10 protein-coding genes are annotated in these 12,669 nt (G+C 62.2%); 7 read left to right on the forward strand and 3 right to left on the reverse strand.

Annotation, left to right across the window (positions count from 1 at the left end):
• Positions 1 to 40: 40 nt before the first annotated feature.
• Entirely contained in the window at positions 41 to 2,407 is a 2,367-nt protein-coding gene (locus M1E12_RS10835) for a methyl-accepting chemotaxis protein (RefSeq protein ID WP_479564715.1), read from the forward strand.
• A 68-nt stretch (positions 2,408 to 2,475) separates the two neighbouring features.
• Here the strand turns inward: M1E12_RS10835 and M1E12_RS10840 are convergent, their stop codons facing one another.
• Both M1E12_RS10840 and M1E12_RS10845 read right to left on the reverse strand, forming a co-directional pair.
• Positions 2,476 to 3,204, reverse strand: a complete 729-nt coding sequence (locus tag M1E12_RS10840) for a DUF1868 domain-containing protein (protein WP_479564716.1) — start codon at positions 3,202 to 3,204, stop codon at positions 2,476 to 2,478.
• Positions 3,205 to 3,270: 66 nt separating this feature from the next.
• The gene (locus M1E12_RS10845) at positions 3,271 to 4,446 is read right to left on the reverse strand and encodes a glycosyltransferase family 87 protein (protein ID WP_479564717.1); all 1,176 of its coding nucleotides are present in this window, start codon (positions 4,444 to 4,446) and stop codon (positions 3,271 to 3,273) included.
• Between the two features lie 299 nt (positions 4,447 to 4,745).
• Between M1E12_RS10845 and carB the strand changes: the two genes are divergently transcribed.
• The 5 genes from carB (at position 4,746) to M1E12_RS10870 (ending at position 9,989) form a co-directional block, all read left to right on the forward strand.
• The gene (gene carB / locus M1E12_RS10850) at positions 4,746 to 8,228 is read left to right on the forward strand and encodes a carbamoyl-phosphate synthase large subunit (RefSeq protein ID WP_479564718.1); all 3,483 of its coding nucleotides are present in this window, start codon (positions 4,746 to 4,748) and stop codon (positions 8,226 to 8,228) included.
• A gap of 193 nt (positions 8,229 to 8,421) precedes the next feature.
• Positions 8,422 to 8,607 (forward strand): hypothetical protein, encoded by a 186-nt coding sequence (locus M1E12_RS10855; protein ID WP_479564719.1) that lies wholly within the window; start codon positions 8,422 to 8,424, stop codon positions 8,605 to 8,607.
• A gap of 118 nt (positions 8,608 to 8,725) precedes the next feature.
• Positions 8,726 to 9,079 carry an ArsR/SmtB family transcription factor gene (locus M1E12_RS10860; RefSeq protein ID WP_479564720.1) on the forward strand — a complete coding sequence of 118 codons (354 nt, stop codon included), beginning with the start codon at positions 8,726 to 8,728 and terminating at the stop codon, positions 9,077 to 9,079.
• Positions 9,076 to 9,522: an SRPBCC domain-containing protein gene (locus M1E12_RS10865; protein ID WP_479564721.1), complete on the forward strand. Its 447-nt coding sequence runs from the start codon at positions 9,076 to 9,078 to the stop codon at positions 9,520 to 9,522. Before M1E12_RS10860 ends, M1E12_RS10865 begins: the two co-directional genes overlap by 4 nt.
• A complete protein-coding gene (locus M1E12_RS10870; protein ID WP_479564722.1) occupies positions 9,519 to 9,989 on the forward strand; it encodes an SRPBCC family protein in 471 nt (156 codons plus the stop codon). The genes M1E12_RS10865 and M1E12_RS10870 overlap by 4 nt, the downstream gene beginning before the upstream one ends.
• Before the next feature lie 22 nt (positions 9,990 to 10,011).
• Here the strand turns inward: M1E12_RS10870 and M1E12_RS10875 are convergent, their stop codons facing one another.
• Complete coding sequence (locus tag M1E12_RS10875) at positions 10,012 to 10,866, reverse strand: DMT family transporter (protein ID WP_479564723.1); 855 nt, start codon at positions 10,864 to 10,866, stop codon at positions 10,012 to 10,014.
• Positions 10,867 to 11,117: 251 nt separating this feature from the next.
• Between M1E12_RS10875 and M1E12_RS10880 the strand changes: the two genes are divergently transcribed.
• Positions 11,118 to 12,662 carry an MFS transporter gene (locus tag M1E12_RS10880; protein WP_479564724.1) on the forward strand — a complete coding sequence of 515 codons (1,545 nt, stop codon included), beginning with the start codon at positions 11,118 to 11,120 and terminating at the stop codon, positions 12,660 to 12,662.
• Positions 12,663 to 12,669 lie beyond the last annotated feature (7 nt).

Genomic DNA, 12,669 nt, shown 5'->3' on the forward strand with positions numbered 1-12,669 from the left:
TCCGCTGCCTTGCAGTCATAGGCTAATGAGGGAACGGCCCATGTTATTCAAATCCGCCACCAGCCGGAACATCTTCTCGACCGTCGGCCTGGGTGTTGTCACCACGATCGGCGTCGCAGCCACGCTGGTGGGCTTGAGCTACGGCACCATTCGCGGCGCCGGCATCGACAAGATGCAGACTGCAGCGTCCGAAGCTGCGGCCGAAGTCAATCAGACCCTGAGTGTCGCCCATGAGATGGTGGCTGGCCTCGACTATTCCGTCTCCGCCCTTCGCGAAAAGGGGATTGCTGACCGCGACGTGGTCATGGCCGTCCTGACGAAGACGCTCGAGGGCTTTCCGGGTGCCATCGGCCTCTCCACGGGTTGGGAACCCAATGCCTTCGACGGCAAGGATGCAGACTTCGTTGGCAAACCCGCACACGATCAGACCGGGCGTTTTGTGCCCTACATCTATCGCGCCGGTGGGACCATCAAGACGGACGTCCTCGTTGACTACGACAAACCCGGTGCGGGCGACTATTATCAATTGCCGGTCAGGACCGGCAAGACCGTCCTGCTTGAACCTTACGTCTATCCTGTCGACGGCAAAGACGTCCTGATGACCACCATTTCCGTGCCGGTCATGGAAAACGGCAAGGCGATCGGCTATGTCGGCGCCGACATCGATCTCGACAAGACCGCTGCCGATCTCGCCGCCAAACGGCCGCTGGGTGACGGTTATGTCGCCCTTCTCTCCTCTGCCAACGCCTTCGTCAGTCACCCCGACAAGGCGGCCATGGGCAAGGCCTTGAAGGACAGCGGCCTTGATGCCTCCGCCTGGGAAAGCCTGCTGAAATCCCCCGGCTCCGTGGGCACGATGGTCGACAAGGACGGCGTCGAGCGCATGGCGATCGCCGTGCCGATCGAGCCCTTCCCCGGCGCGGTCTGGAATGTCGTCGTTGCCGTTCCGAGTGCCACTGTCCTCGGGGCCCTGTCGCAGACCATCTGGACCTCCGGCCTCATCATCGCCGGCGCCACACTCATCCTGATCGTCGTCGGCTGGCTGCTCGCCCGTCGCTTCATCGGCCGCATCAACCGCGTCATCGGCCAGACAACCGAAATCGCCGCTGGCCGGCTGGATGTCGAACTGACGGACAAGGACCGCGCCGACGAACTCGGTGACCTCTCCCGCTCGCTCGCCGTCCTTCTCGAAAGCAATCGCAAAAAGGTCGAGCTCGAAAAGGCCGCTGAGGCCCGTTATGAGCAGGAGGAGATCGAACGGGTCGAGCGCTCCAAGGGACACAAGGCGCGCGAGGAAGAAATCCGCTTCGTCGTCGACGAGTTGCGCACCGGGCTTGCTCGCCTGTCCGATGGCGACATGACGGTTCGCCTCGAAAAACCCTTCTCGCCTGCACTCGACGAGATCCGCGGCAACTTCAACGACTCCATCGAAAAGCTGCGCGCCGCGATGATCTCCTTCCGCGACAACGCGACCACGATCGAAAACGGTTCGAACGAGATCCGCTCCGCCGCCGATGATCTCGCTCGCCGCACCGAGCAGCAGGCAGCCTCCGTGGAAGAAACCTCCGCGGCCCTTTCGCAGATCACCCGCTCGGTCAAGGAATCGACCCAGCGCGCGGAAGAAGCAGGCAAGCAGGTCAGCCGCACCAAGGAAAGCGCCGAACGGTCCGGCGAAGTGGTGCGCTCCGCGATCGACGCCATGAGTGCCATCGAGCAGTCTTCGCAATCGATTTCCAACATCATCGGCGTGATCGACGAGATCGCCTTCCAGACAAACCTGCTGGCGTTAAACGCCGGCGTCGAGGCAGCACGCGCCGGTGAAGCCGGCAAGGGTTTTGCCGTCGTTGCCCAGGAAGTCCGCGAACTTGCCCAGCGATCGGCCAATGCGGCCAAGGAAATTAAGACGCTGATCACCGCCTCAGGCGATCAGGTCAAGCATGGCGTCTCCCTCGTCGACCAGACCGGCGAAGCCTTGTCGGCCATCGTGGCAGAGGTTCAGCAGATCAACACCAATGTGCATGCGATCGTCGAAGCCGCCCGCGAGCAGTCGACCGGCCTGCATGAGATTAATGCCGCCGTGAACGTGATGGACCAGGGCACCCAGAAGAACGCCGCCATGGTCGAGGAGACCAATGCTGCGTCCCATACGCTGGTGTCGGAAGTCCAGGCTCTCTCGGCCCGCCTCGCCCAGTTCAATCTGGGTTCGGCTCCGCGACAGCAAACGGCACCGGCGCCCGCTGTCCGGACCTATGCCGCACCGCAGCCAAGCGCGGCTCGCCCTGCCCCGGCCCCTGCCAACGAAACGACTCGCGCCATCGCCTCGCCGGCCCGGGCATTGGCCAGCAAGATCGCCTCCGCCATGGGCGCAAAACCTGCGCCGAGCGGTGCGGAATGGGAAGAGTTCTGAGCCTGATCTGAGAGCACTCCGATAAAGATCTGGCGGGCCCTGGCCCGCCATTTTCTTTTTCAAGCCAATCAGGCCGGATCGAAGACCATCAGTTCCTCGAAATGGTTCATGTCGTCGAAGACACAAAAAGCAGGCGCGCGAAGCTCGAGCACGGGTGTACGCCTGCGGATCTCCTCCGTCACCTCCTGCAGAAACGGCACCCAAGCAGCCATGGTCGCGTCGTCGAAGCGCTCGATCATGTAGGCGAAGGTGATGTGGAAGCTGTAGGTCTCGTGGTCAGGATGCCGGTAGCCAAGCAGATCCGCCAGCCGATCGCGCCATTCCTTCAGAATGGCTCGGTCACGTTCGCTCACGCCGCGCAAGGTCAATCCGAGCGGGGTCGCGTGCGTCACTTCGACGGCAAAGGCTTCACCCGGCTCGAAGCCGGCGAGCCGGTCCAGGAAGATCGCCGTCATGTCGTCGACCGGCGTTTCCACGGGCACGTCTTCGGGCCAGTAGGGCAGCGCGCGGCGCGTCTCGATGATCCCCTGGAACAGCGTCATGTGCAGGCTGGATGCCGCGGTGAAGGCGAGCTTGTCCGCACCCGGCATGGTCATGTACCGCGCCCGCGCCTCAAGCAAGGCGGCCGCCGTCTCCGACCCCTCGGCCAGATGGCAGACCACGGTATTGCCGCGCTCGGTCAGGAACCGGCCGGATGTGTCATACCGCTGACCGAGATGGGGGATCGCGTCGGGATTATGGCTCGATGATGCGAAAAGGAGATGGGACGGAAGTGACGGTTGAAGTGAAACTGCCATGGAAACCTCGGATCAAATACGAGGTTGTCTTCTAGCCACGGACTACGAACGGGGCATGACGGACGATCAAATGGCCTGTGTCTGGTTTCGTGGGCGCGTGACAATCAGCAGCAATGCGCAACTTAAGACGAGCGGTGCGACCGGTACGTGGCTGAGCCCTAAGAAAGCAAAGTGAATGAGCGGCAACAAGGCCACCAGAATGAAGGTTGGCCGCCACCAGGTCGATTGCTCGTCACTTCGCTGTTGGAACGCGGCAATCGCGGCGACGGCTGACAGTGCGCCCAGGTCGTAGACGAGGGAATATGGCGCCACGAGAAAGCTTGCCAACAGCAGTACGAGGCTCCGCTCAAATAGGCTGCGAGCGCGGACCAGCCCCACCAGAAATCCGGCGAAGCCGGCAATCGCCAGGACGCTGTGAATGATCATCGCCTGAGACGAAGGCATTTCCATAAATCGCAAAGTCCCGAACAAGGACGGCATCATGCGCAGGAAAATGCCGCCCATGTCTGTCATGACATAGCTCTGATAGGGAACATTGTGGCGGATGTAACCGGCCCATGTCTCCCACCCAAGAAGCGTGCCGGAGGCCGCGACCAAAGCGAGGCTGCTCAAACCGGCGGCGACAATCACCGTCCATCTTCTCTCGTAGAGAAGCAAAAGCGGCACAAGGAGCCCAAGCTGCGGCTTCACCGTCAGAAGGCCAAAGGCGATCCCTGCCACAATAGGATTTCGGTCACGGAGCGAGAGGCCGTAGAGCATCAGGGCCGCCGTCAGGAACCCGTTTTGCGCGGTGACCGTGTTGCAAATGAGAAATGCAATGAGCAGGGCCGCCGCACCGGGTGTGATGTCGCGCTGAACCGTGGAGACCGCATGCAGAAAAAGCAGTGCCGTGACGAGTTGAAATATCACGAGTGAACTCGCGAGTTGGGCGAAGCCCAAGGGCCACATCAGCAGCACGTAAGACGGCGGATAGCTCCAGTTGCGCCAGGGATAGTCCGGACCGAAGATCGCCTGCAAATTGGCAAAATAGGTCTCCTGCCCGCTGAAGAGGTCCATGACCCGCCCCTTAAGCAACAGCGTGGACGCCGTCCAATAGTTTGAGAAATCGGTATTGGACCAGGCGATGGTGTTCACCTCGACCGGCCTGCTCCAGATGAAGCCGATCGCGCCACAGGCTACCAGCACACAGCCAGCTGCGAGCCAGAGCAGCGGCGAAAAGCGCCTGGGCCGATTTTCGGTCATGTTTCCTCTGCCTTGCTACGAACGACTGCATTTCGGATCCTGACCTTACCCACAGGCGGTAAATCAACACCTAGCGAGGAACGCGATCTGACGCCGACCACGTCGCAGCGTCTGTGCGCTGAGAGCTCGTCTGGATCAGCCGCGAAAAAACTGTCGGAGCACTTCGATTCAGGGTTCCTTCCGCCGGTACATTTCCCTATAAGCCGCTTCTAGCCTGAAAAGACCATCTTCCTGCGCCCGGCCGGTGACCTCCCTCACCCAGGCCGGTTTTTCGCGCAGGCGCAAGAACGGATAGAGCCATGCCCAAGCGCCAAGATATCAAGTCCATCCTCATCATCGGCGCGGGGCCGATCGTCATCGGTCAGGCATGTGAGTTCGACTATTCAGGCACCCAGGCCTGCAAGGCGCTGAAGGAAGAAGGCTACCGGGTCATTCTGGTCAATTCCAATCCGGCCACCATCATGACCGATCCGGGTCTCGCTGATGCCACTTATGTCGAGCCGATCACGCCGGAAGTCGTCGCCAAGATTATCGCCAAGGAGCGCCCCGATGCGCTCTTGCCGACCATGGGCGGCCAGACGGCGCTGAACACCGCGCTCTCTCTGAAGCGCATGGGCGTCCTCGACCGCTACAATGTCGAAATGATCGGCGCCAAGCCCGCAGCCATCGACATGGCCGAAGACCGCGCCCTCTTCCGCGAAGCCATGGCCCGCATCGGCCTTGAGACGCCGAAGTCGATGCTCGCCAACGCCACCGAAATCAAGGATGCCGACCGCAAGACGCATGAGGCTGCCCGCGCGGAACTCCGCGCCAAGCTCTCCGGCGACGCGCTCGACAAGGCGCTCGACGAGCTTGAAAACCAGTGGAACCTCGGCGAGACGGACCGCAAGCAGCGCTACATGGCGCATGCCATGGCGATTGCCGCCCAGGCGCTCGACCACGTCGGCCTGCCCGCCATCATCCGCCCCTCCTTCACCCTCGGCGGCACCGGCGGCGGCATCGCCTACAACCGCTCGGAATTCTACGAAATCGTCAATTCCGGTCTCGACGCGTCGCCGACCACCGAAGTCCTGATCGAAGAATCGGTTCTCGGCTGGAAGGAGTATGAAATGGAGGTCGTCCGCGACAAGGCGGACAACTGCATCATCGTCTGCTCGATCGAAAACATCGATCCGATGGGCGTGCACACCGGCGACTCCATCACCGTTGCCCCGGCGCTGACGCTGACGGACAAGGAATACCAGATCATGCGCAACGCCTCGATCGCGGTTCTGCGCGAGATCGGCGTTGAGACCGGCGGCTCGAACGTGCAGTTTGCCGTCAACCCGAAGGATGGCCGCCTCGTCGTCATCGAAATGAACCCGCGCGTCTCGCGCTCGTCGGCTCTCGCCTCCAAGGCCACCGGCTTCCCGATCGCCAAGATCGCCGCCAAGCTTGCCATCGGCTACACGCTGGACGAACTCGAAAACGACATCACCGGCGGCGCGACCCCGGCCTCGTTCGAGCCGTCGATCGACTACGTCGTCACCAAGATCCCGCGCTTTGCCTTTGAAAAGTTCCCCGGCGCCGAGCCGACGCTGACCACCGCCATGAAGTCGGTCGGCGAAGTCATGGCGATCGGCCGCACCTTTGCGGAGAGCCTGCAGAAGGCCCTGCGCGGGCTCGAGACCGGCCTCACCGGCCTCGACGAGATCGAGATCCCCGGCCTCGGCCAGGGCGACGACAAGAACGCCATCCGGGCCGCAATCGGCACCCCGACGCCGGACCGTCTGCGCATGGTTGCCCAGGCGCTTCGCCTCGGCATGTCGCCGGAAGAAGTTCACGAAGGCTGCAAGATCGATCCTTGGTTCATCGCCCAGTTCAAGGCGATCATCGACATGGAAGCCCGCATCCGCGAGCATGGTCTACCGGAAGACGCCGAAAACCTGCGCATGCTGAAGGCCATGGGCTTCTCCGACGCCCGCCTCGCCTCGCTCTCCGGCAAGCGCCCGAAGGAAGTGGCCGAACTGCGCAACGGTCTGGGCGTCCGCCCGGTCTTCAAGCGCATCGACACCTGTGCCGCCGAATTCGCCTCGCCGACGGCCTATATGTACTCGACCTATGAGACGCCTTTCGTCGGCGCACTGCGTTCGGAAGCCCAGGTCTCCGACCGCAAGAAGGTCGTGATCCTCGGCGGCGGCCCGAACCGTATCGGCCAGGGCATCGAGTTCGACTATTGCTGCTGCCATGCCGCCTTCGCGCTGAAGGATGCCGGCTTCGAAGCGATCATGGTCAACTGCAACCCGGAAACCGTCTCGACCGACTACGACACCTCCGATCGCCTCTATTTCGAGCCGCTGACGGCCGAAGACGTGATCGAAATCCTGCGGGCCGAGCAGGAAAAGGGCGAAGTTGTCGGCGTCATCGTGCAGTTCGGCGGCCAGACCCCGCTGAAGCTCGCCGAAGCGCTCGAAAAGAACGGCATCCCGATCCTCGGCACCGCACCCGACATGATCGACCTCGCCGAAGACCGCGACCGCTTCCAGAAGCTTCTGATGAAGCTCGACCTCAACCAGCCGAACAATGGCATCGCCTACTCCGTCGAGCAGGCGCGCCTGGTTGCCGGCGAAATCGGCTTCCCGCTGGTCGTGCGCCCGTCCTACGTGCTCGGTGGCCGCGCCATGCAGATCATCCACAACGAGGGCATGCTGCAGACCTACCTGCTCGACACAGTGCCGGAACTCGTGCCTGAGGACATCAAGCAGCGCTACCCGAACGACAAGACCGGCCAGATCAACACGCTGCTCGGCAAGAACCCGCTTCTCTTCGACAGCTACCTGACAAATGCCATCGAAGTCGATGTCGACGCACTCTGCGACGGCGAAAACGTCTTCGTTTCCGGCATCATGGAGCATATCGAGGAAGCCGGCATCCATTCGGGCGACTCGGCCTGCTCGCTGCCGACCCGTTCGCTCTCCAAGGACATCGTCGACGAACTGGAACGCCAGACGACGGCGCTTGCCAAGGCGCTCAATGTCGGCGGCTTGATGAACGTCCAGTATGCGATCAAGGACGACGTGATCTACGTGCTCGAAGTCAACCCGCGCGCCTCGCGCACGGTGCCCTTCGTCGCCAAGACCATCGGCGCCCCAATCGCCAAGATCGCAGCCCGTGTCATGACCGGCGAAAAGCTCGATCAGGCCATTTCCGCCTATGGCAAGAAGCCCGACCCGCGCAACCTGAACCACATCGCGGTGAAGGAAGCCGTCTTCCCGTTTGCCCGCTTCCCCGGCGTCGACACTTTGCTCGGTCCGGAAATGCGTTCGACCGGCGAAGTCATCGGTCTCGACACCGACTTTGCGCTGGCCTTTGCCAAGAGCCAGCTCGGCGCCGGCGTCGAACTGCCGCGTGAAGGAACGGTTTTCGTCTCCGTCCGTGACGAGGACAAGGCCCGTGTTCTACCGGCAATCCTGATCCTCACCCAGATCGGCTTCAAGGTTCTGGCGACCGGCGGCACCCAGCGCTTCCTCGCCGAAAACGACATCCCGGCCGTGAAGATCAACAAGGTTCTGGAAGGCCGTCCGCATATCGAGGACGCCATCCGCAACCGTCAGGTCCAGCTGGTCATCAACACGACCGACGGCAACAAGGCGATCTCGGACTCGAAGTCGCTGCGCCGTGCAGCCCTGATGCAGAAGGTGCCCTATTACACGACCATGGCCGGTGCGCTTGCCGCTGCCGAAGCCATCCGGGCGCTAAAAGGCGGCCAGCTCGAGGTTCGCCCGCTGCAGAGCTACTTCTGAGGCGACACGCGTCAGCTGGCTTGCGGGCCGTCTGATACAGCATGAATACGACACGATCGCCGCATCCTCGGGTGCGGCGATTTTGTCTTATGGGCGGCGCGGCCCTCGTTACCATGCCACACTGGAACTCTGTGCATCATGCCTATGTTAGGGGCGAGAGCACTCCCGAACGGCAGACGAGACAGGTCACGCAATGTTTCTCGATCTCAACAACTTCACGCCACCGCCAGAGCCGCCGGCCGAACCGGACCGCCCTTGCCTGACGCCGCGCCAGCAAAAGACACTCGCCTGGATCGCCGGCTTGAACATCGTCCTGCTCTTCATCGCGCCAATCGGCGGTGCGACGGTCATCTCGGGGCTGATCGAACTCTTTGGCTGATGAAGCCGCTCCCGCTCCTTTCGCTCAGAACGAGCCGCCGCTTGGGGAGCCCCTCAACTTGACACGCTGTCGTATCGCCTGTAGTTAACTTATAAGTTAATTAACCGATCGGCTAAGCATGAGCGGCGATCCACTTTCTCTGACTTTGGCGGCTTTGGCCGACCCGACACGTCGGGCCATTCTGGCCCGGTTGGCCATGGGCGAAGCGACGGTCAACGAACTGGCCGAACCCTTCGACATCAGCCTTCCGGCCGTCTCCAAGCACCTGAAGGTCTTGGAGCGCGCAAAGCTCATCTCGCGCGGGCGCAGCGCGCAGTGGCGTCCCTGTCGGCTCGAAGCCGAACCCTTGCAAGCCGTCGATGGCTGGCTCGCCGATTATCGCAAGCTCTGGGAGCACCGGCTGGATCGCCTGGAAGACTATCTCGCCGCCATTCAAAAAGACCCCGAAGGCAGGAAGGATCATCAGAAATGACCGACAAACTGGAAATCCGGAACGAGCGGATCTTTGCAGCACCCAGAGCCGCAGTCTTCGATGCCTTCGCCGATCCGGCCAAGCTTGCGACGTGGTGGGGACCGCACGGCTTCACCAATCGTATCGACGAATTCGACTTTCGCGTCGGCGGAGACTGGCGCGTCACTATGACCTCGTCCGACGGCACCGACTTCGCCAACCGCTGGACTTTCCACGAGATCGAACCGGCAAGGCGCATCGTCGCCCTTCACCATGAGCCGATGCATGTCTTCACTCTGGAGATGACCCTCGAGGAGGACGCATCGGGCACGCGCCTGACTTGGCGGATGTTGTTCGAACCGACAGACGAAAACCGCGACCTGCAGAAATTCATTCGCGCGGCCAACGAACAGAACTTTGACCGCCTCGAGCAGGTCCTCGCCACGGGAGACATTCTGACATGACAGCCGAACTGGACCCGGCCCGCATCCTGAAAGTCGATCGGCTCGTCCGCGCTCCGATCGGCCTTGTCTTCGAAATGTTCGCCGATGCCCGCCACCTCGATGCCTGGTGGGGGCCGAACGGTTTTCAAAACGAAACCCATGAGATGGATTTTTCCGTCGGCGGCCTGTGGCGCTACACGATGCACGGGCCCGACGGCAAGGACTGGCCGAACTGGATCCGCTACCGGGAGATCAGCCCGCCGACCCGCATCTCCTATGAGCATGGCGGCGAGATGGGAGAGCCTGCGCATTTCGACGGCATCATCACCTTCGGAAGCGAAGGAGATCAGACCCGCATTACCATGATCCTGATCTTCCCGACGCAAGCGGCACGGGACGCAACCTTCAAATTCGGCGCAGTCGAAGGCGGCAAACAGACGCTGGCACGGCTGGACGTCTATGTCAGCGCGCTCCACACCTCAAGCTGAGGCCGAAAGCAGAACCACCAGATCAGGCCTGCCGCTTCTGCTTGGCGAGGATGGCAAGCGCGATCCCACCGATGACGCAGGAAGCGGCAATGACGAAATGCAGCGTCAACCGCTCATTGAGAAGCACGATCGCGCCAAGAGCCGCGATAACCGGCACCGAGAGCTGGATCAGCGCGGCGCGAAAGGTCGTAAGACCCCGCAGCGCCGTATACCAGATCGCATAGCCGAGGCCGGATGCGACGATGCCGGATCCCAGCGCGAGCAGAACGCCAGAGGTCGACGTCGTCTCATAGATCACGGCGAAGACGGCAAGCGGCAGGCAGAACACCGAGGCCCGGACGAAATTGCCAGCCGTCTCGCCGATCGGGTCCTGCGATCCGCGGCCGCGCAGCGTATAGACCGCCCAGGCAATTCCCGAGGCGATCATTAGGGCGCAGCCGACCGGATCGGGACGCCCGACACCGGGCAGAATGAGATAGACAAAAGCGGCAAAGGCAATCGCAAAGCCCACAACCTCTTGCAGGCTGGGACGGTCGCCCTTGACCAGACCGAAGGTGACCATGCTCGCCTGCACGGAGGAAAACAGGATCAAGGCACCCGTTGCGGCACCAAGCGAGAGATAGGCCGCCGAAAACGCGATGGCGTAGACGAAGAGAGCTGCAGCAGCCGGCCAGTCCCCCGGCAAGGACGGTCCCGATGCCTGGGAAACGCCTTGCCGGCGCATCAACCCGTATAGCACCAAGGCTCCCGACATGATCCGGACGGCTGTATAGCCGGCAGCTTCGATCGATAGCGTACCCAGCGCCTCGCGGGCGAGAAGCGAGTTCGCCGCAAAAGCGAGCATGGCGACTGCGGTCAAAACGATCGTCGATTGCAAAACGGCATCTCCCCCAGAGATCCCGCCATTATCTTATCTTCTGCAGGACCCGACCCGTGATAGCGCGAGCAGGCATGCCTGCACAAGCCGACGAGACACGAGCCTCATCGGTCGAGCCTCCCGCAAACCCGGACCAAAACCCAGCCTATTCGATCGATCAGTTTCCGCGACGCGTTCCATCAAAATTTGACGTTTGTCGAATGCACGGCCCTGCGGCACTCTGCACCCGTTTTGAAATGCGAGATTTTCCCATGTCCGTGACTGTTGACGCTGTTGCCGGCAAGGCCACCCGCCGCGAGTGGATCGGCCTCCTGATTCTGTCGATTGCCTGTCTGATTTATTCCATGGACCTTTCGGTCCTGTTCCTCGCCATGCCCGCCATCGTCGCCGACCTCGATCCCTCGGCCACCCAGCTTTTGTGGATCAACGACATCTATGGCTTCATGGTCGCGGGCTTCCTCGTCACCATGGGCACGCTCGGCGACCGGATCGGCCGCCGCAAGGTGCTCCTGATCGGCGCATTCTTCTTCGGTGCTGCTTCCGTCTTCGCCGCCTTCGCCAGCACTGCGTCGATGCTGATCGTCGCGCGCGCCCTGCTCGGCATCGCCGGCGCGACCATCGCGCCTTCGACGCTCTCGCTCGTCGTCAACCTTTTCCGCGACGAAGGCGAACGCAACCGCGCAATCAGCATCTGGGGCACGGCCTTTGCGCTCGGTGGCCTGATCGGCCCGCTGATCGGCGGTCTGCTCTTGCAGTATTTCCACTGGGGCTCGGTTTTCCTGATCAACGTGCCGATCATGGCAGCCCTGCTAGCCAGCGCCCCCTTCCTCCTGCCGGAATACAAGGACGAGAATGCCGGTCGCCTTGATCTCGCAAGCGTTGCCCTCTCCCTGCTCACCGTCCTGCCCATCGTCTACGGTTTCAAGAAGATGGCCGCCGAAGGCTTCGAACCGATCCAGCTTGCACCGATCCTCTTCGGCCTCGTCGTGGGCGTAATCTTCGTCAAGCGCCAGAAGCAGCTCGAACATCCGATGATCGATCTCGCTCTGTTCAGGATCCCGGCCTTCACCGCATCTCTGATGGTCAATCTCGCAGGCGTCTTCTTCATCTTCGGCATCTTCCTCTTCCAGAACCTCTTCCTGCAGCTGGTCATCGGACTGACACCGCTGAAGGCTGCCCTCTGGTCCGTCCCCTCCTCGCTCGTCTTCACTGTCATGTCCTTCCAGGCCTGGCGCGTGACCAATCGGCTCGGCCCGGTCAGAACCGTCCTTCTCGGCCTGATCGTCAACGCGCTTGGCACCGGCTTGATGGCAATTGCCGCCTGGCATTCGAACCTGGTCGGCGTGCTTGGCGCGAGCATGATCATGGGCCTCGGCTTCGTGCCCGTCATTCTGACCACGACAGGTCTGATCGTCGGCACCGCCCCGCCGGAGCGCGCGGGCTCCGCTTCTGCCATTTCCGAAACGAGTGCGGAATTCGGTGGCGCGCTCGGCGTCGCCATCCTCGGCAGCATCGGCACGCTGTTCTACCGCTTCGCTATGCAGGACGCAGATCTGACCGCGCTCTCCGCCAGCGACCGGAATTCCGTCACCGCAGCCTTGGGCACGGCGCTCGAAGTCGCCCGTTCCACCGGCGATGAAGCCGCGCCCTGGATCGAAATGGCGAAGGCAAGTTACGCCGGCGGCTTTGCGCTCTGTTGTGCGCTGGCCACCGTCACCCTGCTGCTGCTTGCGGCGATCGCATCGCAGGTCTATGCTCGCACCGAGCTCGACGAAAGCCGGATCGGCGGCCACTGAGCGGCAA

The sequence above is a fragment of the Rhizobium sp. K33 genome (assembly GCF_056501445.1).

What these genes read in the sequence shown, in the direction of transcription:
- M1E12_RS10835 (WP_479564715.1), top strand. Translation starts at nt 41, where the DNA reads ATGTTATTCAAATCCGCCACCAGCCGGAACATCTTCTCGACCGTCGGC.
- M1E12_RS10840 (WP_479564716.1), bottom strand. Translation starts at nt 3,204, where the DNA reads ATGGCAGTTTCACTTCAACCGTCACTTCCGTCCCATCTCCTTTTCGCA.
- M1E12_RS10845 (WP_479564717.1), bottom strand. Translation starts at nt 4,446, where the DNA reads ATGACCGAAAATCGGCCCAGGCGCTTTTCGCCGCTGCTCTGGCTCGCA.
- carB (WP_479564718.1), top strand. Translation starts at nt 4,746, where the DNA reads ATGCCCAAGCGCCAAGATATCAAGTCCATCCTCATCATCGGCGCGGGG.
- M1E12_RS10855 (WP_479564719.1), top strand. Translation starts at nt 8,422, where the DNA reads ATGTTTCTCGATCTCAACAACTTCACGCCACCGCCAGAGCCGCCGGCC.
- M1E12_RS10860 (WP_479564720.1), top strand. Translation starts at nt 8,726, where the DNA reads ATGAGCGGCGATCCACTTTCTCTGACTTTGGCGGCTTTGGCCGACCCG.
- M1E12_RS10865 (WP_479564721.1), top strand. Translation starts at nt 9,076, where the DNA reads ATGACCGACAAACTGGAAATCCGGAACGAGCGGATCTTTGCAGCACCC.
- M1E12_RS10870 (WP_479564722.1), top strand. Translation starts at nt 9,519, where the DNA reads ATGACAGCCGAACTGGACCCGGCCCGCATCCTGAAAGTCGATCGGCTC.
- M1E12_RS10880 (WP_479564724.1), top strand. Translation starts at nt 11,118, where the DNA reads ATGTCCGTGACTGTTGACGCTGTTGCCGGCAAGGCCACCCGCCGCGAG.